Source organism: Ktedonobacter sp. SOSP1-52, assembly GCF_016587395.1.
In genome coordinates, this window is sequence record NZ_BNJH01000002.1 from 893,035 (window position 1) to 915,950 (window position 22,916).

The 22,916-nt window shown below is 50.8% G+C and carries 24 protein-coding genes; 8 read left to right on the plus strand and 16 right to left on the minus strand.

All coding sequences use genetic code 11. The annotated features are described in order from the left end of the window. The first annotated feature begins 35 nt into the window (after positions 1–35). Together JMJ16_RS19470 and JMJ16_RS19475 are read left to right on the plus strand one after the other, a co-directional pair. A complete protein-coding gene (locus tag JMJ16_RS19470) occupies positions 36–548 on the plus strand; it encodes an IS1 family transposase (protein ID WP_201381191.1) in 513 nt (170 codons plus the stop codon). Next, positions 458–1,066: a hypothetical protein gene (locus JMJ16_RS19475; RefSeq protein WP_236601400.1), complete on the plus strand. Its 609-nt coding sequence runs from the start codon at positions 458–460 to the stop codon at positions 1,064–1,066. The genes JMJ16_RS19470 and JMJ16_RS19475 overlap by 91 nt, the downstream gene beginning before the upstream one ends. Here the strand turns inward: JMJ16_RS19475 and JMJ16_RS19480 are convergent. The 8 genes from JMJ16_RS19480 to JMJ16_RS19515 all read right to left on the minus strand — a co-directional run bounded on the left by JMJ16_RS19480 (position 1,002) and on the right by JMJ16_RS19515 (position 9,304). Beyond that, positions 1,002–2,000: a threonine/serine dehydratase gene (locus tag JMJ16_RS19480; RefSeq protein WP_201384170.1), complete on the minus strand. Its 999-nt coding sequence runs from the start codon at positions 1,998–2,000 to the stop codon at positions 1,002–1,004. The genes JMJ16_RS19475 and JMJ16_RS19480 overlap by 65 nt on opposite strands. A 100-nt stretch (positions 2,001–2,100) precedes the next feature. Next, positions 2,101–2,673 carry a GNAT family N-acetyltransferase gene (locus JMJ16_RS19485; protein ID WP_201384172.1) on the minus strand — a complete coding sequence of 191 codons (573 nt, stop codon included), beginning with the start codon at positions 2,671–2,673 and terminating at the stop codon, positions 2,101–2,103. A gap of 32 nt (positions 2,674–2,705) precedes the next feature. Next, positions 2,706–3,824 (minus strand): D-alanine--D-alanine ligase family protein, encoded by a 1,119-nt coding sequence (locus tag JMJ16_RS19490; RefSeq protein ID WP_201384174.1) that lies wholly within the window; start codon positions 3,822–3,824, stop codon positions 2,706–2,708. Positions 3,825–3,846: 22 nt separating this feature from the next. Continuing rightward, positions 3,847–5,277: a UDP-N-acetylmuramoyl-tripeptide--D-alanyl-D-alanine ligase gene (murF, locus tag JMJ16_RS19495; protein WP_201384176.1), complete on the minus strand. Its 1,431-nt coding sequence runs from the start codon at positions 5,275–5,277 to the stop codon at positions 3,847–3,849. 69 nt (positions 5,278–5,346) lie between these two features. Further along, positions 5,347–6,168, minus strand: coding sequence for a hypothetical protein (locus tag JMJ16_RS19500; RefSeq protein WP_201384178.1), 822 nt, complete (start codon positions 6,166–6,168; stop codon positions 5,347–5,349). A gap of 61 nt (positions 6,169–6,229) precedes the next feature. Continuing rightward, positions 6,230–7,609, minus strand: coding sequence for a HEAT repeat domain-containing protein (locus JMJ16_RS19505; RefSeq protein ID WP_201384180.1), 1,380 nt, complete (start codon positions 7,607–7,609; stop codon positions 6,230–6,232). Then, positions 7,606–8,190: an RNA polymerase sigma factor gene (locus tag JMJ16_RS19510; protein ID WP_201384182.1), complete on the minus strand. Its 585-nt coding sequence runs from the start codon at positions 8,188–8,190 to the stop codon at positions 7,606–7,608. The genes JMJ16_RS19505 and JMJ16_RS19510 overlap by 4 nt, the downstream gene beginning before the upstream one ends. A 208-nt stretch (positions 8,191–8,398) precedes the next feature. Continuing rightward, entirely contained in the window at positions 8,399–9,304 is a 906-nt protein-coding gene (locus JMJ16_RS19515) for an ABC transporter ATP-binding protein (protein ID WP_201384184.1), read from the minus strand. A gap of 408 nt (positions 9,305–9,712) precedes the next feature. Here JMJ16_RS19515 and JMJ16_RS19520 point away from each other — a divergent pair, with 408 nt between their 5' ends. The 5 genes from JMJ16_RS19520 (at position 9,713) to JMJ16_RS57180 (ending at position 12,575) form a co-directional block, all read left to right on the plus strand. Then, entirely contained in the window at positions 9,713–10,579 is an 867-nt protein-coding gene (locus tag JMJ16_RS19520) for an SPFH domain-containing protein (protein WP_201384186.1), read from the plus strand. Positions 10,580–10,662: 83 nt separating this feature from the next. Further along, positions 10,663–11,589, plus strand: coding sequence for an NAD(+)/NADH kinase (locus tag JMJ16_RS19525; RefSeq protein ID WP_201384188.1), 927 nt, complete (start codon positions 10,663–10,665; stop codon positions 11,587–11,589). A gap of 172 nt (positions 11,590–11,761) precedes the next feature. After that, entirely contained in the window at positions 11,762–12,292 is a 531-nt protein-coding gene (locus JMJ16_RS19530) for a hypothetical protein (RefSeq protein WP_201384190.1), read from the plus strand. Beyond that, positions 12,274–12,441 carry a hypothetical protein gene (locus tag JMJ16_RS19535; protein WP_201384192.1) on the plus strand — a complete coding sequence of 56 codons (168 nt, stop codon included), beginning with the start codon at positions 12,274–12,276 and terminating at the stop codon, positions 12,439–12,441. The genes JMJ16_RS19530 and JMJ16_RS19535 overlap by 19 nt, the downstream gene beginning before the upstream one ends. A 53-nt stretch (positions 12,442–12,494) precedes the next feature. Further along, the gene (locus tag JMJ16_RS57180; RefSeq protein ID WP_374229080.1) at positions 12,495–12,575 is read left to right on the plus strand and encodes a WD40 repeat domain-containing protein; all 81 of its coding nucleotides are present in this window, start codon (positions 12,495–12,497) and stop codon (positions 12,573–12,575) included. Positions 12,576–12,778: 203 nt separating this feature from the next. On the opposite strand, the gene JMJ16_RS19545 is transcribed toward JMJ16_RS57180, so the two are convergent. The 8 genes from JMJ16_RS19545 to JMJ16_RS19580 form a co-directional block, all read right to left on the minus strand. Next, positions 12,779–13,453, minus strand: coding sequence for an isoprenylcysteine carboxylmethyltransferase family protein (locus JMJ16_RS19545; protein WP_201384196.1), 675 nt, complete (start codon positions 13,451–13,453; stop codon positions 12,779–12,781). An 82-nt stretch (positions 13,454–13,535) separates the two neighbouring features. Next, complete coding sequence (locus JMJ16_RS19550; RefSeq protein ID WP_201384198.1) at positions 13,536–14,276, minus strand: TetR/AcrR family transcriptional regulator; 741 nt, start codon at positions 14,274–14,276, stop codon at positions 13,536–13,538. Between the two features lie 33 nt (positions 14,277–14,309). Continuing rightward, a complete protein-coding gene (locus JMJ16_RS19555) occupies positions 14,310–15,557 on the minus strand; it encodes an RNA-guided endonuclease TnpB family protein (protein WP_201384200.1) in 1,248 nt (415 codons plus the stop codon). Further along, positions 15,529–16,143 (minus strand): IS607 family transposase, encoded by a 615-nt coding sequence (locus JMJ16_RS19560; RefSeq protein WP_201384202.1) that lies wholly within the window; start codon positions 16,141–16,143, stop codon positions 15,529–15,531. Before JMJ16_RS19560 ends, JMJ16_RS19555 begins: the two co-directional genes overlap by 29 nt. Positions 16,144–16,399: 256 nt before the next feature. Then, a complete protein-coding gene (locus JMJ16_RS19565; protein WP_201368774.1) occupies positions 16,400–16,612 on the minus strand; it encodes a DUF2795 domain-containing protein in 213 nt (70 codons plus the stop codon). 71 nt (positions 16,613–16,683) lie between these two features. Further along, the gene (locus JMJ16_RS19570) at positions 16,684–17,313 is read right to left on the minus strand and encodes an HAD-IIIA family hydrolase (RefSeq protein WP_201384203.1); all 630 of its coding nucleotides are present in this window, start codon (positions 17,311–17,313) and stop codon (positions 16,684–16,686) included. 2 nt (positions 17,314–17,315) lie between these two features. After that, positions 17,316–18,347, minus strand: coding sequence for a pyridoxal-dependent decarboxylase (locus tag JMJ16_RS19575; RefSeq protein WP_201384205.1), 1,032 nt, complete (start codon positions 18,345–18,347; stop codon positions 17,316–17,318). A gap of 463 nt (positions 18,348–18,810) precedes the next feature. Beyond that, positions 18,811–19,422: a helix-turn-helix domain-containing protein gene (locus tag JMJ16_RS19580; RefSeq protein WP_201384207.1), complete on the minus strand. Its 612-nt coding sequence runs from the start codon at positions 19,420–19,422 to the stop codon at positions 18,811–18,813. Positions 19,423–19,730: 308 nt separating this feature from the next. Here JMJ16_RS19580 and JMJ16_RS19585 point away from each other — a divergent pair, with 308 nt between their 5' ends. Next, a complete protein-coding gene (locus JMJ16_RS19585; protein ID WP_201384209.1) occupies positions 19,731–22,805 on the plus strand; it encodes a LuxR C-terminal-related transcriptional regulator in 3,075 nt (1,024 codons plus the stop codon). Positions 22,806–22,916: the final 111 nt, after the last annotated feature.

The following is a 22,916-nucleotide window of genomic DNA, read 5'->3' on the forward strand; positions in this document are numbered from 1 at the left end:
AAGAAGTGGTAAAATAGAGGTCAGGAGGACTGACCATGACAGCAACCCCATCTCTGCCAGCATGCCCCAATCCTGCGTGTGCGCAGCCACACGTCACTCGCAATGGCAGTAGCAAAGGACGACAGCGCTATCAGTGTCGTGGATGCGGCCGCTTCTTTGGCGAAACGGAAGGCACACCGATGTATGGCCTGCATACGCCAGTAGCCGAGGTGGCTCAAGCGCTCCTGGTCGTGATGCGCCGAGGAAGTCTGCGGGCGGCGGAAGAGATTACTGGACACAAGTACGAGACGATTGGCCAATGGCTGCGGCGAGCAGGCGAGCATGCGGAGGCCTTGACGGCCATTCTCACGCAGGATCTGCACCTCACAACGGTAGAAATCGACGAGTTTTGGTCCTTCGTGCGCAAAAAAACGGAGTCCCCGACGAAGCTGATGCCGGTGAACGCTGGGGATGCCTCGTGCAAGATCGCCCTAGCCGCTTCATCGCCGCCTGTGCCACAGGACGCATCGGCGACGATCTCGTCGAGCGAGCGGTCACCCTCACCGTAGCATGCACGCAGGGCCATCCGTTGAACTGGTGCAGCGATGGCTGGCGGGGGTATGCCGCGATCCTCACTCGAGCCTATCGTCAGCCTCTACGTTCGGGCCAGCGCGGTCGGCCCCCACTGGTCGTCCCTCCACATGTGTGCTTGACGCAGACCATCAAGCATCGCGATGAGCATGGGAAACTGCTCTCCGTTGAGATCCGTGCCGCCTTGGGCGAGGTGATCTCCCAACCCGGAACCGTCCATATTGAGCGGGTCAACGGCATGCTCCGCGATCGGCTCAATGCCCTCACCCGCAAGACCCATGCCTTTGCCAAACGGGACGCTACCTGGGATGCCCTGGTCCACCTGCAGCTTTTTGAACACAACTGGATACGCCCTCATCGCGCATTACGTCTCCCAATGCCTGCGGAGTCGCGACGCTATCAGCCACGCACTCCTGCCATGGCCTTGGGACTCACCGACCATCCCTGGTCCTGGATCGCGTTCTTGACCACTTCTCTCTACACCACTTCTCAATAGAGTCACTACCCACTCTATACTTCCTCGTCGCAATCTGAAATGTTTCCTCATCAATATTACCACCAGATATCACAGCGACTATTCTTTGACCCGGGTGGTTCTCCAGGTAGCGTAGAGCAGCTGCGACAGCGGAAGCACCCGCCCCCTCCGCGCGTATATGATTGTGCTTCCAGAGGAGATATAGCATGTGCTGTATCTCTTCCTCAGAAATAAGCTCAACGTCGAAACGCGGATAGGCCCTGGCTCTCTCCAATGGAAGGACACCAGCCTGCCGTACTAACATTCCTTCGGCCATACTCCTCGCCGGAGGCAGCAGCACACGCTCATTGCTCTCAAGGGCGATCTTCATCGAGGGAACACATTCCAACTCAACACCAATGATATGCATACCTGACCCCTGGTAACACTCCAGGCATCCAGCCAGTAGGCCACCCCCACCAACCGGCAGCAAAAGCACGTCGAGATCCTCTTCAGCCTGCTCTCGAATCTCGCGGAAGAGACTCGAATGCCCGTGTATCACCGAGGGGTCATCGAGGCTGGAGATATATGGAGCACCTGTTTCCCTGGAGAAGCGCAATGCTTCCTGCACACACTCATCATAGCCACCAGCCACCTTCTCAACGTTCGCCCCCAACTGCACTAGCTTCTCTGCTTTTACTGTCGAAATGTGTGCTGGCACAAAGACCTGGACGCGCAGTTTCAGAAGCTGGGCAGCTAATGAGACTCCCATGCCATGATTGCCTGTCGATGCAGTAACGACGGTTGTTTCAGGCGCTTCCTCAAGCAAACGATGATAGGTGCCACGAAACTTGAAGGATGTACCAACCTGCTTTGTTTCATCTTTCAGCCATAGCTCACTTCGTGGAGCAAGGGGTCCCTGATAGCGCACCAGGGGGGTACGAATCACATGTTGATAATATTGATGCGGAAACAAAATATATCCTCTTTCATCGAGCCAACTGCTGATATATGACTTATACAATAGGAATCACTGATTCATGACAAATGGCATTTTTTTAGCTTATTGTGATAATTCATTTACTCTGCGCGCTTTGCCGTATAAATTCGTTTCGCAATATGCTATAGACCCGGACGTTGTGATACGTTCCGAAGCGCAGAATGGCCTCACGTAGGGTACCCTCTAATTGGAAACCCGCTTTCTCGTCCGCGCGCCAGCCGCCAATGTTCTCCTCCATATCCTGCGTCTGGATACGATGAAGATTCAATTCCATAAATCCATACTGGATCATAAGTTTGGTTGCCTCGGTGCCATACCCTCTTCCCTGGACGGAGGGATCAATCTTGATATAAAACTCAGCGGTTTGATTGAGCGTATTGATGTCTTTAAGACCCACCACACCAATAAGCGTGTTGTCTTGCTTCAAGGCAACGCCTAAGAGGATATGTCGAAAGTCACGATACATTTGATCCAGTCGCTCTTTCGAGCGTGTATCGCTGGTCGGATACACATTAAAATAGCTGCGCATTTCCTCGCCGTTGTGCCATAACGCCACATGGTGATAATCCTGGGCTGGCTCTAATGGGCGCAGGTAAAGGTGAGGGCCAACACTAAAAGGATTCTGCATTGCTGATTCGTTATTACGCATATATATTCACCCTTTCCTACATAAGAATGTGATTAACGATAAGAGCGCAACTGCTGGCGTGTCTCATGCTGCCGCAAAGCCAATTCGATAAGCTGGTCAAGTAATTGGGAATAGGCAAGACCACTGGCGGCCCATAGTTTAGGATAGAGGCTCATTTCGGTAAAACCAGGCAACGTGTTCACCTCGTTAATGTAGAATTGACCTGTAACTTTGTCCAGGAAGAAATCAACACGAGACAGCCCTTGGAGATCAAGAGCCTGGTAAGCTCGCAAAGCCATATCACGTAACATCTGCGCTGTTTCTGTAGGGATAGTTGCGGGAATAACAAACTGGATGGTGTGATTGACGTACTTATCTTCGTAGTCGCTAAACTCGTCGCCGGGAAGGATTTCGCCGACAACTGAGGCGCTCGGCTCGTCATTGCCCAGGACAGCACACGAGAACTCGCGACAATCGATGCCCTGCTCGACTTCAATCTTGCGATCATAGGTAAACGCCTCGTTCATTGCCTTGATAAGCTGATCCCGGTCATTTGCTCGACTGACGCCAATACTCGATCCAAGATTGGCAGGCTTCACAAAGCAAGGGTATGCCAACTGATGCTCGATCATAGCGATCAGGTGTTCCGGCTCACGCTCCCACTCGAAACGCCTATAGGTAAGGGTCTTGACCACAGGCAACCCGGCAGCTTGGAAGAGTTCCTTCATGATCTCCTTATCCATACCAGCCGCCGAGCCAAGCACACCACAGCCAACATAGGGAATATTGGCCATCTCGAAGAGCCCCTGAATAGTGCCATCCTCTCCATATGGGCCGTGGAGCACGGGAAAGAGTACGTCGAGTTCGCCATTAGCCGGAAGAGGCTGAGCTTTATTGATGCTGATAAAGCGTCTACTTTGTGAATCAATAACCAGAGTCACGACAGGAGAGGATGCAATCTCTGTCGCCAACATAGAATCATTGACGGCTCGAAGCAGTTGTTGTGGCTCAACGCCCCAGAGCCACGCCCCATCTTTTGTTATAGCAATAGGAACAATGTCGTACTTTTCCGCGTCGAGATTCTGCACGACCGATGCCGCCGAAGCCAGAGAAACTTCATGTTCACAGGATCGGCCACCAAAAATGATGCCAATACGTTTCTTCTGTTTCATCGTTTTGCCTTTCTCCTTCTATCTAAAACATTGAAAGCATGGTTTCCATGCGCATTCCGCGCGATCCTTTGACAAGGACGAGATCTTCAGGGTGCACCCTCTCTTTGAGCAATTGCACAACGGCACGTTTGCCATCTTCCACTTCAGAGACATTGGCAGGATCGACGGAAAATACGTAGATATGCTCGGCAGGCATCCCCGCCTGCATTGCTCCTTCCGCGAAGTAACGCGCGAAGTCCCCAAGCACTACCAGGTAGTCAATCTTACCCGCCAACGCCAGGCCAGACACAATGTGTTCATCCATGGTATGCTCACCTTGCTCAAGCAATTCGCCTAACACTGCCCAGCGCTTTCCCAGAGGGACCAGCGGAGTCGCCTGCATTGCCTGAGTCATAGCAATGATAGATTGCCGTATAGAGTTATAGGTATCGTCGACTAACGTGCTCCCATTCGGGCCAGCGCTAGCCTTGATCTCGCCGCGTCCCTGGACGGATGAAAGGTTTTCTAGTGACTCGCGAATGTTCTCAAGCGGAATGTTAGCGGCATAGCCGACAGCCGCCGCCGCAAGAGCAGTGGTTATACCATGCGAGCCGGGTAGGCGTAACTGTACTGGCGCCTCCTCATCCTCGATGCACAGCGTAAAGCGGGAGCCGAGGAGTCCCCGTTCTTCGACGTGCAGACCGCGCACCATTGCCCCATCACCCTGCCCATAATAGATCACACGCGCCTGCGTCTTCTCCTTCATCGCTCGAACCACTGGATCATCATAATTGAGCAGCGCGATCCCTTCTGGAGAGAGCACCTGAACCAGTTCGCTCTTGGCGATTGCAACATTCTCCAGTGAGCCAAAGTGCTTGAGATGAGCAGCCCCTACAGTAGTAATCACTGACCAGTCTGGACACGCGATTGTCTCGCAGAGGCCCCGCAGTTCGCCGACCCATTCAGCACCCATCTCCAGCACCGCGTACCTATGCTCGGCTTCCAGGCGTAGTAGCGTCAGTGGGTAGCCAAGCTCATTATTATAGGAGGCATAGGTTTTTAGCGTCGGTGCGACACTGCCGAGTACAGCGGCAATAGCTTCCTTGGTTGTCGTTTTGCCACTACTGCCTGTAATGCCAATCTTGATAGTCCCTGGTTGACGCTGTACACGCGCGCGGGCAGTGGCTTGCAATGCCTTGACAACATCTGGTACCACCAGTTGGAGAAAACTGTCGGGAACGTCCTCAGAAGGCGTGGTGCAGAGTGCTCCAGTCACTCCAGCACGCGCAATTGCAGGGATGAAACTATGTCCATCTACACGCGCTCCAGTGATAGCCACAAAAAGATCATTTTGTCTACACTGTCTGTTGTCATGTTGTGCGTTATAGAACACATGTTTCTTAGAGCCGGCCAGAGAACCATGAATGGACAGGTTCTCCTGGTTCCCAGACATAACATCCTGTAGTTCAAACATCTAGACATACTCCTGACATATAGGAAAAATCACTATCTGACTTCACTATCGTATTCTGTGCGAAGGTACCTAACAGCGCCGTTGCTGCCAGGAGACATAGCCCCACAATATCCCTAAGACGACCAGAGCAGTACCCACTAAGGCTAACAAGCTTTCTAAACCCTCGAATGGAGATACCACCATCAACCCGCTATCAGCGATAATAGTAACACCGAAGAAGCCATTCGCTATAACCATACCAACTGGTGTGAGAATTGTACGACTAATAGTGGGCACACCATAACCCGGGCGTAAGAGATTCCCCCAGAACCAATAGCAGATGAACAGGAAACGATATAAATTCGTGCCAAAGAAAGCTGGCCCTGCCAGCGAAAAAGCACTGACAAACAGCATACCGGGTAGCATAATGACTGCAAAGCAAAGTACGCCATAGAAAACAGCCAGAATATCACGCACGAGCCAGCACAAATAGGCAACACCAATTCCATAACAAAGTAAAACAGGCAAAAGGGTTGCACCTAAATTTCCCAGATACTTTCCCAGGATGCGTACGCCTACCGGCACGGATAAGGCCTGGACCAATTCTTCCATCATTGCGTTGCGATCCCGTAGTAGGCGATCCGCCATAAGTATCCCTACCCCCAGTGGCAGGAAAAGGTTGGCATTGCTAGCCAGGAGAGCACTGATGTGCAAGAGAGCGCTATCAAACGCAACGCGTTCATCAAATGAGCTTTTATATAGAAAGCGGCCCATAGAATCTGGAAGCCACATCCTGTTCAGGCCGAATTGGAACGCGATAAGCAGCACAGGTACAATCCAGACGGCAATACGCCGGATCTGCATACGAAATTCATAGCGCATTATGCCCACGAAACTCGAAAAACATCTCACTGTCCGTCAGAATCTCCTCACTCTAGAACTCTAGAATAAATTACATATGTCGTTTCCTTGCCTACGACCACCTCGACCACCTGACCACTCTCGGTTGGCGTGGAATAGCGACCAGAGCCACAACCAGGCAAAGCGCGGTAAGCAAACATATTGACAAATTCGTTTGCCACCAGGAAGAAAGAACAAAATCAACACCCAGAAAAGTATTTAGAGGTGTTGTCTTCATCTGGATAGACTGGCTTGCTTCCAACAATAACGTCACACTGGCCGCACCCCAGGCTCCAATCAGCGACGAGAGCGCCAGGGCCATAGAGGCAAGCAAACACATGGGACCTAACCAGGTGTGCAAGATATCCAGAAAGTTTTCGTGATGGGTTAGAGCCAATAACACGGACATCCCCAGAGCCAACAAGACATTGTAACCCACTACTAACAGAAAGCGGCAGAACACTATCAGCCGCATAGAAGTAGGAGTCGAGCTTATTAATTCGAAGCCCGCGTCGTGCTTCATCCCATAGAGAAAGGGCACATCACAGGCTGCAGCTGCCGTCGTGAACACAGCGAGAACGGAGACAGCCATCTGAAGCTGAGTTTCAGAGTGTACTTTAAAGAAAAGGAAGATGCCTACACTAAATACCACCAGGAGCGGAGCAATCCAGACACCACTATGGATCAGGCGTATCTGCATCAACAAAAGTTGCCAGACCTTTAAGAACGCGCCACGCCATGATCGACGAGTTGGATGTGACATTAACTGAGCAACCGTATCCAGCGCCTGTGCAGCGGCTGTTCGGACCATGCTATCCTGGTCGTGGGCAACGACAGACAATGCTTCAAGTGGAAGAGCAATGCCCTGCTCACTTAACATACCGAATGTCAAAGCAGCAGCCTCGCGCACAATCCAGGAACGATCCTGTAAAGTGAGAGATAATTTGTCTGCTGGAACGTCTTCTCCCAGAGAACCAAGAGCATGCACTGCCGCTGCACGTACCGCTTCATCTTCATCATGAAGGGCGGCGCATAATGGTTCAACACAAACTGGATCCTGAAGGTGCCCCAGCATCCGCACAACTGCTTCGCGAACACGCCAATCGTCGTCGCGTGTACGTATTTCAACCAGCCGCTCTAGCGAAACCCTGCTTCTCGCCATGCTTAACACACGAAGCGTTGCCACACGTATGGATGGGTGAGGGTCCTCTAACATAACTAGTAAGCGTTCATAATACGCCTGAACAGCCGATGGAGGTATATCGCTCAGGGCCTGGAGACGGACATGCCAATCAGAACTCTTTAGTAACTGATCAATGTTCACGTAAGGATGCTCAAACAGCGAAGCGCTTTGACCTAATCCCAATTGTCGCAGAACATCACTTGCCAGCGTAGTAGGAACCACATGCTTTTCAGCCCCTTGTCCAGACACAAAGGGTGTAGACTCATTCATCTCGACCGCACCTCGCCTTCCTGAGTGGTTAAAGCACGACGCAACAATTGCGTGCCACGATAAATACCAGATTTCACAGTGCCTAATGGGATAGCAAGCAAATCTGCAATCTCCTGATGACTCAGCTCTTCAAAATAATAGAGATTGACGAGTGTACGAAATTGAAGTGGGAGACAGGCTATATACTCCTCAAGAGTATGTATCCATTCCCGCTGTTCGCTCATGATATCTGGCTGGTCATACCAGGCACTTTGCCAGGTTTGATCGAAGTCCTCAAGCAGGTCAAGAGAAATTTCCTGCACCCTTGTCTGACGCAGATGCCCATAAAACGTATTCAACGCCACTTTATAGAGCCAGGCTTGAATCTTCAACGTACGCCTCCGTTCGGCCGGGTAATTGCGCAACGTTGAGTACGCGCGTAAAAAAGCTTCTTGGAGAATGTCTTCCGCGAGTTGGGCATGGCCTGTCTGGCGCAAGATAAATACATATAATCCCTGCTGATAACTCGCGACTAGCTGCGCGAAGTGCGCGTCAAGATCCAGCGCGAGTAACTCAGGTAACTCGATTTCCGGACTCTTCATGCGCCTGATTCATTCCCTTTCGTCAATCTTTTGCTCTGTCTATATAGTAGAGTACAGAAAGTTATGTTTTGGTTCCCGTTTCAGGAGGCATCAGAAGCCTTTTTGATAAAGGTGAGCCGCAATGTGCCCTTGTAGCTCTATTCAGCAGGCATTGAGATATACCCAGGCGGCACCGCGCTATCACCGTATATACTCTAACTTCGGGGTATCATTTATCGAGAGGGGATATAGTAGAGGCTAGAGTTTGACGGGCATTACGCATAAACCAGACATAGCTGTCTTCCAGGTTGGGATCGATGGCTACAACGTTGGAATAAGATGAGTATTCACCTACAACACGATACTGTGTGTTCAGACCCATATTGAGCGTTGAGACAACCGTAAAGTTGCCCGCTGGCTTTTGACCAGCGGTTGTGATCAGCCAAACCTTGCCACGTGCCTCCTTCAACATATCCGAAACCGTTCCCTGAAAGAGCATATGGCCATTTGCTATTAACGCAAGTTGTTGACAGGTTTGAGCAATGTCTTCGACGATATGCGTGGAGAGAAGCACAGTTCGTTTACCCGCCAGGTCCGAAAGCAAGTTACGGAAGAGGATACGCTCTTCAGGATCAAGACCCGCTGTAGGCTCATCGACGATGAGAAGTTGAGGGTCGTTGAGGAGAGCTTGTGCAATGCCGACGCGACGCTTCATGCCACCGGAAAACGTTTTGAGCTTGCGATGAGCGAGATGGCTAAGCGCGACTGTCTCTAGCAACTCATCAACACGTCGCCGTCTCTGTTTACCATCATTGAGGCCTTTGAGAATACCCATATAGTCCAGAAACTCATACGCTGAAAGGTCAGTATACACTCCTAATTCTTGAGGCAGATAGCCCAGGATACGCTTGATCTGGGTCCGACCTCGCTCTGTAGCCCCATCATAGCTGCCGACACGAATTGAGCCTTCAGAAGGGGAAAGAACTCCCGCCAGAATGCGCATGAGGGTGGTTTTGCCCGCGCCGTTGGGGCCAAGCAGACCAAACATGCCACCGGGGATGGTCAGGTTCAGGTCCTCAAGAGCATGGATACCTCCCCCATAGACTTTGGTAAGATGCCGAACTTCTATTCGCATGCTGAGTATTCTCCTATCAGAGTAAACGATTGTCACCTATAGCGTTACTAGCGAGCATACGGCCATTGTACCAAACCACGTAAGATGAGTAAAACCAGGATGGCATCAATGAACATTCTCAGGAAACAATCAATCAAGAAACAGGAGCAAGCAGAAATGCGAATGTGAACGTATCTCATTTGACTTATGACAATATTCCCATCTAAGACTTAGAGTAACTACTCAGGCTTCTCTTTTTAGGAATGCCTCAGCGTCGCAATGGCAAGAAGGCTCGAGTAGATGGAGTTCCTTTTTTGCTCGTTAATGCTTGACTTTCCCTGGCTTTTTCTGTACACTACTTAGTGTATATATGACACTAATTAATGGGTATGCAGGTTTATGCTCGCTCGCATGGAAAGGGAAATCAGCATGGCACTCTTCTCATACTTTAAATCAGAGCCAACAGAGTATATTCTTGCGTATGTGAATGGACATGTGGTGAGACGGGGCACGGGACTCTCTTTCTGGTATTGGGCACCCCATACGTCGATCTCTCTGGTGCCAATCTCGACAGTGGATGCGCCTTTCATCTTTAACGAGACGACCAACAATTTCCAGGCCGTAACCGTCCAGGGCCAGGTGACGTTTCGTATTGTTGCGCCTGAGACGATGGCACAGCTCCTCAATTTTACGGTTCAACCACGCACACGTCGCTACCAGAGTGAGGACCCGGTCAAGTTGCAGCAGCGCATTGTCAACATTGTGCAGATGCATACGCGGAATCAGCTCCAACAGCTCTCGCTTGAGGATGCTCTGCGCAGCTCGGAGTCACTGGCCCGGAATGTCCTGGCCCGTCTACGTGAGGGAAATGAACTGGCAGCCCTGGGTATTGAATGCATGAGCCTCTTCTATACAGCACTGAAAGCAACGCCGGAGATGACGAAGGCGCTGGAGGCAGAGCAGCGTGAGGCACTACAGCGTCGCGCGGACCAGGCCATCTATTCGCGCCGAGCAGAGGCAGTCGAGCAGGAACGTAAGATCAAGCAGAATGAGCTGGCAACCTCTGTGGTTTTGGAAGAGCGTCGTAAGGAACTCGTCAACCTGCAAGGAGAGAATACCCGTCAGGAGGCCGAGTACGAAGCTATGGCTATGCGTATTCGCCTCGCCCCTTATAGGGAGCTCGAGGTTAAACAACTGCTTGCCCTATCCTTCCACGATTTTGCGGATAACGCCCATAAGATTGGCAATTTGACGATCACCTCTGAGATTCTCGAACAATTATTGCATGGGCAGTAAGCCTTGAACACATACCACACCAGGAACAGACATACGCATGTAACGCATCTGTTCCTGGCTACTGCTACACCATGGGAGGATTTATGGCTGCTATTGAACGCATTGTTGTTGTAACCAGAAAAACGGCTCTGGAGGAGTTGGTGCAGCGTATGAATAGCTGGGCGCAGGCACGTTTCTATCTGGAACAGAATCAGGTCGCATTTAGCGAGTATGAGCAGGCAGATGCCCAGTACCACCGTGCCGTTGACTTTGTGCGCCAACATCTCCCATCTACAGTAAAGCAACATTTCATTGACCGGGACTTCCTGCCAACCTACCAGTTCCGTGAGCGCGACCTGGTCGTGACAATCGGACCTGACGGGCTGGTCATCAATACTGCCAAGTACCTCACAACACAGCCCATCCTGGCTCTCAACCCTGATCCTCAACGCGTCGATGGAGTCCTGATTCCTTTTCACTACGAACAGGTGAGGAGCGTTGTCGAGCAGGCCGCGCGGGGACGCAGCGAGATACGGCACGTCTCGATGGTGAAGGCGACGTTGAACGATGGTCAGATATTGTATGCCATCAATGACCTGTTTATCGGTCAGCGCAGCCACACCTCAGCCCGCTATCTGCTCCAACTTGGGGAACAGCACGAAGTACAGATATCGAGTGGCATTATTGTCTCTACCGGGGCGGGCAGTACTGGTTGGTTACGCTCGATTGTACAGGGGGCATGGGCAATTGCGCACCCTCAGGGGCATGAACAGGTGTTGCCGGTAGCACCATGGGATGCTGATACGCTCTGGTACACGGTTCGTGAACCATTTGTCTCGAAGGTTTCCCAGGTAAATATCGTCTTTGGGCAACTCAAACCAGGTCAGGAGCTTGTGATTACCTCGCAGATGCCCGATAACGGCGTTATTTTTAGCGATGGTATCGAGAGTGACTATCTTGCCTTCCATTCAGGTCTGATCGCGCGTGTGGGATTGGCAGAACGAAAGGCACACTTTGTCGCGGCCCAATGAGCTATGCATATAATGATCTCTTCTACTTTTTGGTTCCCCAAAAAAGTATATCTCTTGCCCGTCGGAGATGCCAGGCAAAAAAGTGGTGGAGCACATATCCATCAAGCTCTATTTCTGCTATATTACTGGATAACAGTTGAAATCTCGCATGAAGGATTAAACGAAAGCGTATATGGAAAAACAGGATGTTTTACCGATCACAGAAGTGGCCGCTCTAGGCCGCTATAAGATCGTACAGAGCCTCGGCAAAGCACTCCCCGCCAGCGACCGCTATAGCCTGGCAGTCGTAGCCTACAAACTCCTCACAGATCATGTCCCTTTCGATGGCGATAGTCCTTTCGCCGTCGCGCTCAAACACATTCAGGACGTGCCGCCCCCACCACGCCAGTTCAATCCTGGGCTTTCTCAGGACATTGAGCAAGTCCTCTTACACGGCCTGGCAAAAGATCCCGATCAGCGCCCAACCTCGTGTGTGGCCTTTGTTGATGAATTAGAGCGCTTGCATCACCACCCGCCGCATCTCGTTCCACGCGTTGAAAACGATCCAGCTTCGACCTTGATCAAACCCATGGACGAGCTACACTCTGCACGTCGCTCTTCTCCTCCTCAGGAGACATCACAGGCAGGCGAAGTTCCCCCTGTGATCGGTTACGCTCCCAGAACCCAAACAGCATTGGAGATCAGGTGGCACAAGAACAGTTAGCCACAACCGCTGGCGCGCATCGGCCTCTCTCACGTCGCTCGCTTCTGCTTGGCGGAGCTGCCGCTACCATACTCCTGGCTGGCGGAAGCTACGCCCTCGCCAACGCCTATCAACCAGAAGCAACACCGCGCCTGGGCCACAACGCCTGATTCCAGGTATTCCTCGCCTTAAGTTTACCGGCCATGCCGATGGTGTGAATAATGTGTGCTGGAACCCACAGGGGCGTTTTCTCGCGTCTGGCAGTCTCGATACCCGGATCATGGGGACCCAACCTCTCTCTTAGAAACACCGACAAAAACACCACAATCAGTTACACAGCCTGCTGCTCAATGGAAACTATTCGCGGAAAACTATCGCCATGACCTGGGCTGGTCCCCTGATGGCCGTTTCCTGGCCTCCGCTGATCACTCAGTGATCATCTGGCAAGTCGATGCGGAATAGGTTTGTCATAAACACTTCTCCGGCCTTTATTCTTCTATTCCGCCTTTACCACACGTATGGCACCAACCGATAGTGTACCTTCTGTGTGTACTCGCTATACCCGTCTAACTCTTGCTTGAGCATCTTTTCTTCGTCGAGGATGCGGAAGGCGAGCCCAATCACGCCAGGGATGAGGATGACAAGCCCCCACCAGGAGTCGAGCGCAAGGGGGATACCTACCATCATGATCAGCGTTCCCACATACATTGGGTGCCGCACGAGCCCGTAGAGACCGGTAGAGATGACTTTCTGGCCCGCCTCTACCGTGATGTTGGCGGCTGCATAACTATTCTGTATGACCACAAGCATGGCGATACCAAGTCCAATCGCGACCAGAGCATCCCCAATCACTGAGACAGCCGTTGGCACTGGCGACCAGCCAAAACGATGGTCGAAGGCGCTGAATATCATCACCGCTGGCAGCGACAGGAGTGCAACAGAGATGATGATTTTCTGCACTGTTCTGGTTTCCGCCATTGGCCCGGCATGCATACGCCGCTCAAGGGCTGCTGGGTTCTTCAGACTTAAGTAGATGCTAGGGACACTCGTCGAGAGGGTAAAGACGGCAATAAAAACCCATGCTTGCCAGTAATTGAACGTCCACGCTGGCAAAAACAACACCAACCCAAACACTACAAGTCCAATAAGTCCAGTACCTACTGCTTGAAGGCCAGTTTTCATGATTGCTTCTCTCTTTTCTCGTCGCGCGTTCTCTTGGCTCATTCGCTTGCCAATTGGACGTGGAGGACGTGTTGTAACCCCGTTAGGGAGCGTGCCCTGGATCTTCCTGCTGATTGTTCTCTCGTATCGCTTCAACCCAGAGTTGCACCCCTTCGGCATTGGTTCGGTAGAAGGTGTGCGGTGGCACGCCTAATACTCGCTCGATAGCATCCATGTAGACAGCATGGGTAGTAACGATCTCTTCGATGAGGTGTTGATCATTGTCGCGTGTCTGGTCTAAGGCGAACAGTAATTCAGCATGCCTGTCTCCCATCCCTTGTAGCAGGGTCACAATGACTTCCCCTGCATTGTCAGGATAAGCGGCGACAAAGCTACCTTCCTGAATGCCTTGCCGGACGATCTCGTTGAGCAGTTGCGCTCGCTGTCTGGCAATCGCCTCAGTCACTCTGAGTCGCACAACGGCATTGCTATCGGAATACCAGACACGCCCAATCCTGACCACTTCCGCCTTGCGCTCCATTCTCAAGCGGTCCAGCGTATCAAAGAAGCCCTGGAATTTTTCGCGGGCGCTCAGCTTAGGGTCATCAATGAGCTGTCGAAGCGGCGTCCCCGACTCTTCCTTGACCTGCTTGATGAAGGCTTCTAACAAGGCTTCGCGCGAGGCGAAATAATGATGGAAGGCCCCTCTTGAGATTCGCACTTCCTCCAAGATATCCTGGATCGACATGCACTCATACCCCTTGCTCAACATCAGTCGCTGGGCCGTATTGAGGATCTGTGCACGTTTGGCTGCGTATTGTTCTGGTCTAACGATTCGTGCCATTGCCTCTGCCATTCTAAATCTACTCAAAAGTGCTTACACACTCTCGAATAGATTCAATTGCTGCACGTGTCCCTCACAGGAAGCCTCCATGACTTCTACGCCGCTTTGGGTCGCATACAGCACACCGCACCTTTCGGTGTGTGGCGCTCGCCGCGCAAAGAACCTCGTCAGGATATTGTGTGCGCTGTTTTCATCACGGTCCATGACGAGTCCACATTCCACGCAACAGTATGTTCTCTTCCACAATGGCATGGCTTGCAGATTGCCACAACCACTACACTGCTTGGAGGTGTTGCGCTCATCTAAGAAATGAAGCTCTTTCCCATACAACTGGCATTTATAGGTGAGCATCTGGACAAAGGCATACAAGCCCCAGTCATTGAATACCGCTCGGTTGAGCTGTTTGTTACGCTCCTTGTGCTCTTTCATGACCATTTGTCTCTGGGAAAGATCGCCCACGACGACAGTTCTCTCAACCAATCGCCGGGCAATGAGATGGGATGCCTTATGCAAGCTATCCCGTTGTTTATTACGCTTCTTCTGGGAAACGCGCTTATAGACCTTGCTTAAGTGAAGGTACCGACGTGATTTTTTCTTGCACTTGTCGCGCTTGGAGCGGATGTTGTCCAATTGCTTGTTGTACCAACGTGCCCCTTTGAAGCCGCCAATGGTATAGACGCTGCCTTGCTCGTTGACGCCCGTTGCAAGGGTTTTGATGCCGAGGTCAAAGGCAACCGTTCCATCTGTCTCATGCGGTTTCTCGTGACACTCTCTGGTAAAAGAGGCAAAGTAGTTCCCTCTGCCATCGCGACTAATTGCCACCTCTTTAAAGTACTCTGGTGGGACTTCCGTTAAGCGCGCAACGATGGTAGGGTACACCTTGGCGCCGTGCTTCCCGCCGCCGGTAGGCAGAATGAGCTTGTCACCTTCAATTTTGAGATACATTGCCGGATAGCAGAGGGTGAAGAAGCAATGGCGAGGTCGGACACGGGGAAAGCCTGGCGTTTCTCCATGAGCAACTCGACGAAAGAAAGCTCCCATGGCAGCATCCAGGCGATAGTAGACTTCAGCAAGAAGTTTGCCATAGACCTGATTGAGTTCGGGATCATGAACACGACTCTCAGCCAGCGTCTTCTTGCATTCGTTGAAGCGCCACTTCTCTCCATGACGCAGGCGCATCACCCACCAATTGTAGAGACCACGACACTTTCCTTGCATGAACTCAAGGGTAGCAGCGTCTTGCTCGGAAACCTCAATTTTGATCTTTTTGCAAAGCAGCATCCTTGATCGCTTTCTTGTAGGAGCGTAGCCCATGCAAACGCGCACTAAAGACGGTCACAATGGCAATCAGGTCACGTACCAGTTCTTGTTCAGGGGAATGATTTTCTCCATTGATGACAATGAGTTCGGTATGGTGTCGCTCACAAAAGGCTTCAAAGTAGTCGTAGCCAAAGCGAACCAAGCGATCCCGATGGGCAAGGACAATCCGTCTAACCTGACCAAGCTCAACCATCTCCATGAGATGATTGAACTGTTTGCGTTTGTAGTTGAGCCCACTGCCAATATCCGACATCCATTCATCGACTGTAAGTGAATGCTGAGAACAATAGGCTTCTAACGCTTGTGTTTGGTTGGCTAAATCAGGCTTTTGAGCAACCCCTGAGACACGTGAATAAGCAATGGTCAATCCCTGCTCTGGCGCTTTCAACCCACGATACTCAAGGTACTGGTCGTGGGTGTAATAGCGCCTATTGGATTGTGGAGAACGATGGGCAATGAGCTTGCCTTCACGATCCCACTTTTGCAACGTTTTGGTAGACTTGCCAATAAGTTTCCCAAACGCTTGAATATCATATGTGTTCTTCATAAGCACAATTTAACACAATTGGGTGCTTATGTCAATACTATTTGCATTCCTCCTCAATTAATAAAAAGACACTCTGACTATTAATTATAGTCAACAAATTTCTCTTGTCAAGGATCCAATCATCTCCATCTTCGTATTTAGGACTCTACAAAAAAGCGGAGCAACAACAAGAATGGAGTTAAAAAAACGACTGGGAAAGCATAAGCTATCATATGCTTTCCCAGTCGTGTCTCTTCCATGTGCGTCTTACACGTGCTTATCTCTGACCACGATCCATCTCGCCAATCGCCTTGCTGACATCCGTCGGCTTATTGAATGTCTCATTGGGTAAGCGGTTCAGCGTTTGTTGGACTTGCTCATCGGCTCCATGTTGCTTGGCATAGTTGATCACTTCTTGTTTGTCGGCCGGATAGTCCATTCCCTTGAGGCACTTCTCGACTTGAACGGGATTCGCTGGTTGCTGTGACATATCAATGTTCTCCTATTTCCCTGTTTTTTCCAATACATACTCATATGTACGACGTGGAACACACATTTGTGTTATGTCCACGCAATTATTTTGAAACAGAGGAGGTTCTGATTGCTTGCCGATTCTCGTTTCCTTCGCCGGTGCGGAAGAAAGGAGAACAGGGAGAAAGCTTTCTGCTCACTCTGTCGTCCTTCATTAGTATGATGAGGATGAAAAAATAGCATATGTTGGGATATCAACCTAACAGAATGAAAAAAATCATGTGCCCATAAAAATGTCCCGATACCAGCGAGTTGAGCACATTGCTCATCATTTGTAGTATCTCCAATCGACACAGCCTGTGCCAGATTGATCGTATGCGTTCGCGCCAGATCGAAAACCATTCCAGGTTGTGGCTTACGGCAAGGGCAACCAGCGAGCGGATGGTGCATACAGATGCGATAGTCAGTAATCACCTGTCCAACCGCAACATTGATCTGGTCAATAAAGCCGCGTGCTGTCGCTTCAGAGAGTTGCCCCAAAGCCACAGCTGCTTGATTAGTAATAACAAACACAGGTGTTCCGCGTAGAGGCAAAAGATGATCTTTCACACCTGGCAATAGCGTGACCTTCCCCGTCTCAGAGCAGGCGATCTCATCCTGCTCAAGGGCAAGTAATGTGCCGCCCAGGTCGAAGAAGTAGGCACTGTAGTGTTTCTCCATGGTCATTGCTCCTGCTTTCGGGAAAGCGCTGCTGCGTGCCGCACGCTCTCCAATAAGATCCTGAGATCATCCGGAGTTGTAGCATCGTGAAGGATACAAGCACGTAACGCAAACTGGCCGTGGAGGACAGTACTGGTGAGAAAGGCTTCTCCTGTCAATTGGAGCAAGGGAACCAGAGCACGGTTCATCTGCTCAATACCCTCCTCATCTCCTTGCAGTTCCAGAGGCAGGTAGCGGAAACAGACGATAGACAGTGTCACTGGAGCAACACGTTCAAAGTCAGAAGCTGCATCAATCAGCGATGCCAGCTGCTGCGCAAGGACATTGTGATGCTGGATACGCTGTACCAGACCCTGACGTCCCGTGGTTTGTAAGACCATCCATACCTTCAGTGCGCGAAAACCGCGGGTTTGCTGGAAACCGTACTCGGAGAACCAGGGGAGATTCGCAAAACCTTTGCCTTCTTCAAGCTGCAGATAGGGAGGGACAAGGCTAAAGGTTTCACGAAGCAGGTGTTTATCTGAAACCAGGGCACAGCCACATTCGACGGGGACAGAGAGCCATTTGTGTGGATCGATGGCGACCGACTGTGCACGCTCAATTCCCTCAAACAGAGGCGCAACATGCGGGTCCACTTTGCCTACCGCACCATAGGCCCCATCCACATGCAACCAGAGTGACTCTTCTGTACACATATCTGCCAGGAGAGACAAAGGATCGATTGCCCCGGTATTGACCGTTCCTGCACTTGCCGCCACACAAAAAGGCTGCCGTCCCGCAGCTCGGTCCGCTTGAATAGCTGCCCGGAGTGCGGCCACATCCATCCGAAAGGTTGAATCGGTTGGAATCAGGTGCAAGGCGTTGCTACCGAGGCCAAGCATCTCGGCTGCTTTGCGAATACATCCGTGCCCTTCTTCCGAGAGATAGAGGACCAAATCTGGATTCTGTGCTGGCAGCCCTCGTTCTCGCACGTTCCATCCCGCTTCTTTCGCCGCCCAGAAGCGCGCTGCTGCCAGGCAGGTCAACGTTGCCATCGAGGCCCCCGCTCACGAAAAGCCCCATACTTTTCTCTTGAGGAAAGCCGATCAATTCCATCAACCAGCGGATGACGCTATATTCCAGATAAGTGGCGGCATGATCTCCCCCTGCGCAACTGGGATTGAGAACCGCCGCCAAGAATTCGGCGATAATGCCAGGCAGGGCAGGAGGCGAATTGACCCAGCCGAAAAAGCGAGGATGCCCATTGCCCATGGGATGGGTAAAAAGACGATCGCGAATAATGGTCAACAGTTCTTCTGGCGGTATTCCCTCTTCGGACAAGGCCAGGGTGAGCAACTCCTGTCGCTCATCAGGAGTCATAGGGACAAATACCGGGCGGTCTCGGAGAGTTTCCAGGTAATCAGCGGCCATATCGACTGCCAGATGGCCGAGTCGGCGAAACGTGACCAGATCCTCTACAAGAGGAGATGCGAAGGAATCAGACATACATCGGACTCGCTATCTATGATGAACATGTGGAACGGGAGAGGGTGGAATCTCCATCACAAGGTAATAGGTGCAGGGCTTTTCTCCTGGATTGGCAAAAGCGTGCTGGCAGTCGCCAGCATAATAGATACTATCTCCCGCCTGGAGCAGATAGACAGTGCCGTTCAAGGTCAGTTGCAAGGTTCCTTCTTCGACAGCGATATATTCGCGTGAACCAGTGCCATGAGGAAGAAAGACCCCCGCATCGACTCCAGGCAAGATGGTGGTACGCATAAACTCAAACTCGATTCCAGGCAAAACGGGAGAGAGAATGCGCCGCTCCCAACCTGACGGATCTTGTACAACCTCTTGCTCCCTATGACGCAGAACAATCACCTTTGCGTGTTGTTCTTCTTCAAGAAGCCGAGCGAGACTGGTTCCCAAGGCTGTTGCAATAGAATCAAGCACGAGGACTGATGGCACTTTTTTGCCGCGCTCAATGTCGGAGAGCATACTACTGCTGACTCCAGATTGTGAAGAAAGGGCCTCAAGAGAGAGATGCCGACGGAGTCGTTCCGAACGAATACGCGCTCCTAAGTCAGTCAGATCAAGTCCACTCGCCAAACGTGGCATTGGTACTTCCATAACAAAATCACCTCCATAGAGAAATTATATCCTCTATAGAGGATTTCAACAAGAGCGAAGGCATACCCACTATCCCCTTTTTCTCAAATAACCCATGGATGTAGCTCTATATGTCCTCTATGCCATAGGGCGGAGTGATAAGCCGCTATATCTACAGAGCGTAGAATAGCTTTACAACTATCTCTTCTTCGAGTATGCTAAAGTTAGTAACACACGTCAAGAAGCAAAAGCAGTTGCTGGTTGCTGGGTAATTTTTGGGTAATATGATATTACCCAGTTAGTTGATTGCTTGACGGAGGTGAGTTTGTATGCCGCGTCGCTTGATGGCACGTGTTATCGATAACCAGCTAACTTTACCTTCATCATTCGCAAATATGTATGCAACAATTGAGGTTGACTCTTCTGCCTGGTTTACCTGGCTACAAACTGAAGAGACGCATGCTTTTGCGTATCAGACCGCTCACGGGTCCTTTACAGCCAGGCGAGAGTTCCGACAGGGCAATGGTTACTGGTATGCCTACCGCTCCCGCAACACAAAATTGCATAAAGCGTATCTGGGTAAGTCGGAGGAACTTACCCAACAGCGCTTAAGTGACGTCCTTAAAAAACTTTTAGAGCGCTCTGTTGGCATAAAAGATATCCTTCATAAAAATGATACACGGCTAGAGCAATTACATGCTTCTCTTCTTCTGGCAAAAGTAGACATACCTGCGGTTCCCGGTAACGTGGTTGCACGTCCGCGTGTCATGCATATATTGCAGTGCGCGCTGGTATATCCAGTGACTGTGGTGTGTGCGCCAGCTGGCTTCGGTAAGACAACACTGTTGAGTGAATGGGGTAACCGTAACAGGAGTTCAGTGGCATGGCTCTCTCTCGATAAAGAGGATAATGATCCACTCCGCTTCCTCGTGTATGTTGTCAAGGCGCTACAACAGCTCTGTCCTGGAGTTGGCCAACAAGTACTGGCAGCTCTATCCATTTCATCCACATGTTCATTGACACATAGCTTGTATACGGTAATAAACGATCTGGCAGCCAGAACTTCCTCTGCCACCCTTATCTTTGATGACTACCAGGCTATTGATTATGAAGTTATTCACACCACTATTCAGACAGTCGCTGAACATCTCCCTCCACATATCCACTTTATACTTGCCTGTCGTAGCGTGCCCGCCCTACCGCTGGCACGATTGCGAGCAAATAATAAATTGGCAGATATAGATGTTACGACACTTCGTTTTACTCATGAAGAGGTAGACACGCTTTTTAACGCTGGGATGAAGCTACGACTTACTGCGGAGGAACGAGAAATACTATTTCAGCGTACCGAGGGATGGGTTGCAGGTCTGCGCTTGTTTGGCTTGGCAATGCTAAATAGATCAGGCTCCTCTTTTGCTGTTTCTTTGGCGACGGGCAATCGCTACGTTATAGCATACTTGCTTGAGGAGATATTCGATCACCTTCCCGTACAGATACGGACTTTTCTCTTACACACCTCTATTCTTGAGCGTTTAAATGGATCGCTGTGCAGGGCGGTCACAGAACAGGAGAATGCAGCGGCGTTATTAGAGTGGCTGATACAGGCAAATTTCTTTATTTCCCCCTGTGCGGAGGCAGGAAACGTCTATCTCTATCACACCCTTTTTGCGGAAGCCCTGCGTCATAGGCTAGAGCTTGCTCATCCAGAACTCATACCTGTCCTCCATGTCCGCGCCAGTCGCTGGTTTGAGACTCATCACGCTCTCGATAAAGCCATCAACCATGCCCTAGAGGCGCAAGATCACGAGCGCTCTCTGGTGCTCATCGAGCAGGTGGCACAGGAGTTTCTGGCAAAAGGTGAGATTGCCTGCCTACAGCGCTGGCTTGATGCATTACCAATTAAAGCGCTTTACACGCGACCCCGCCTTTGTATGGCGGCAGCCTGGATACAACTATTGACAACTCAGACAGGTTGCCATTCCTGGCTCGATGCGGCAGAGCAGGCCATTAACCAGCAAACAGAGACGCTCCTTCCGACTGTCGCGCAGGCAATGACAAATGAAGTACAAACATTACGAGCTATTATGGTCATTGCCTGCAATGAATTTACGCGTGCTATTGAGATGTGCCGCCACATCCTCTCGCATCTGCCCGGAGAAAGGTTGTTTGAGCGAGGCCTGGCATTGTTCGTATTAGGGACGGCACATTTGCGAGGGGCCGATGTGCATATCGCGGTGCAAGCTCTTTCAGAGGCGAGTAGCCACATTCAGGCCTTAGGACATGATCTGTTGACGCAGTATATCATGGTCATCCAGGTAGAACTATATCGCATGCAAGGTTATCTCCTTCAAGCAACCAGACTTTGCCAGCAAATTATTAAGCATTCCCCACAGCAAGATGGGCAGCCTTTTCCAATGGTAGGTATTGCCCAGATATGGCTAGGTGACATTTTCCTGGAATGGAACGACCTGGAGCAGGCGAAGCATCATTTACTGCTGGGGTGGCAGATAGGTGAGCAAATCCATAGCAGACATATTACCGTGCACAGTGCTTTGAAGCTGGTTCACGTGGCGCAGGCACAGGGGGATATAGAGGAGGCAGAGCACTGGTTGCGCCAGGCAGAGGCGCTTGCCCAAAGAGCGAATATTATTGAAGAGATCGAAGAGGTAGCTGCTGTACGCGCCTGGCTTGCGCTACGTCATAATCGCTTACGCGAAGCGCTGTTATGGGTACAGGAACGTAACTTCTTCTGCGATGAAATATTTCATCGACAAGAGCAAGAGTATCTTATGCTTATCCGAGTAATGCTGGCAGCCGAGCAAAATACTATGAACGGACAATACATACAGCAGGCTCATGCGGCGCTCATGTATCTCTATCGTTCGGCAGAGCAGGCAGGGCGGGTTCGCTCTCTTATAGATACCCTGATTTTACAATCTATAGCATTTTATATACAACAACAGATAGAAGATGCTCTGGCAACACTCACGCAAGCAATGCATCTCGCTGAACAGGGAAGACATATCTATCCTTTTGTGAGTGAGGGTGAGGTGGTCGAAAAGCTGTTGCGCCAACTCCTGGAACGACAACGTACACATAAATCCGGCGAGCAGCAGGTGAATCTGGCATATCTGCGCACACTTATAGCCGCTTTTGAACAGCCTACCCTGAGGATCCAATTTGTGCCTTCTGTAGATGAACAACCTCTGTTCATCCCGCTGAGCTGGCGCGAACGCGAGGTGTTGTACTTAATGGCTGCCGGGCGCAAGAACCAGGAGATTGCTAGAGAGCTGTTCGTCGTCACCGGGACAGTAAAGGCTCATATCAACAATATTTATCGTAAGTTGAATGTGAACAGCCGGGTGCAGGCTATAGCACGTGCCAAAAAGCTACATCTACTGTAAAAATATACCTTGCACTTTTACCCTTTGGTAGATGTCTCTTACCAGACCGCTTGAGTATACTTCCTCTCATACACATTGGTGCGGCGTCTACTGGATTCGTAAAAGTTGATA

What these genes read in the sequence shown, in the direction of transcription:
- JMJ16_RS19580 (WP_201384207.1), bottom strand. Translation starts at nt 19,422, where the DNA reads ATGGAAGTACCAATGCCACGTTTGGCGAGTGGACTTGATCTGACTGAC.
- JMJ16_RS19525 (WP_201384188.1), top strand. Translation starts at nt 10,663, where the DNA reads ATGGCTGCTATTGAACGCATTGTTGTTGTAACCAGAAAAACGGCTCTG.
- JMJ16_RS19550 (WP_201384198.1), bottom strand. Translation starts at nt 14,276, where the DNA reads ATGGCACGAATCGTTAGACCAGAACAATACGCAGCCAAACGTGCACAG.
- JMJ16_RS19505 (WP_201384180.1), bottom strand. Translation starts at nt 7,609, where the DNA reads ATGAATGAGTCTACACCCTTTGTGTCTGGACAAGGGGCTGAAAAGCAT.
- JMJ16_RS19520 (WP_201384186.1), top strand. Translation starts at nt 9,713, where the DNA reads ATGGCACTCTTCTCATACTTTAAATCAGAGCCAACAGAGTATATTCTT.
- JMJ16_RS19585 (WP_201384209.1), top strand. Translation starts at nt 19,731, where the DNA reads ATGCCGCGTCGCTTGATGGCACGTGTTATCGATAACCAGCTAACTTTA.
- JMJ16_RS19510 (WP_201384182.1), bottom strand. Translation starts at nt 8,190, where the DNA reads ATGAAGAGTCCGGAAATCGAGTTACCTGAGTTACTCGCGCTGGATCTT.
- JMJ16_RS19575 (WP_201384205.1), bottom strand. Translation starts at nt 18,347, where the DNA reads ATGGCAACGTTGACCTGCCTGGCAGCAGCGCGCTTCTGGGCGGCGAAA.
- JMJ16_RS19485 (WP_201384172.1), bottom strand. Translation starts at nt 2,673, where the DNA reads ATGCGTAATAACGAATCAGCAATGCAGAATCCTTTTAGTGTTGGCCCT.
- JMJ16_RS19565 (WP_201368774.1), bottom strand. Translation starts at nt 16,612, where the DNA reads ATGTCACAGCAACCAGCGAATCCCGTTCAAGTCGAGAAGTGCCTCAAG.
- JMJ16_RS19570 (WP_201384203.1), bottom strand. Translation starts at nt 17,313, where the DNA reads ATGGAGAAACACTACAGTGCCTACTTCTTCGACCTGGGCGGCACATTA.
- JMJ16_RS19530 (WP_201384190.1), top strand. Translation starts at nt 11,762, where the DNA reads ATGGAAAAACAGGATGTTTTACCGATCACAGAAGTGGCCGCTCTAGGC.
- JMJ16_RS19490 (WP_201384174.1), bottom strand. Translation starts at nt 3,824, where the DNA reads ATGAAACAGAAGAAACGTATTGGCATCATTTTTGGTGGCCGATCCTGT.
- JMJ16_RS19470 (WP_201381191.1), top strand. Translation starts at nt 36, where the DNA reads ATGACAGCAACCCCATCTCTGCCAGCATGCCCCAATCCTGCGTGTGCG.
- JMJ16_RS19555 (WP_201384200.1), bottom strand. Translation starts at nt 15,557, where the DNA reads ATGCTGCTTTGCAAAAAGATCAAAATTGAGGTTTCCGAGCAAGACGCT.
- murF (WP_201384176.1), bottom strand. Translation starts at nt 5,277, where the DNA reads ATGTTTGAACTACAGGATGTTATGTCTGGGAACCAGGAGAACCTGTCC.
- JMJ16_RS19545 (WP_201384196.1), bottom strand. Translation starts at nt 13,453, where the DNA reads ATGAAAACTGGCCTTCAAGCAGTAGGTACTGGACTTATTGGACTTGTA.
- JMJ16_RS19515 (WP_201384184.1), bottom strand. Translation starts at nt 9,304, where the DNA reads ATGCGAATAGAAGTTCGGCATCTTACCAAAGTCTATGGGGGAGGTATC.
- JMJ16_RS19560 (WP_201384202.1), bottom strand. Translation starts at nt 16,143, where the DNA reads ATGAAGAACACATATGATATTCAAGCGTTTGGGAAACTTATTGGCAAG.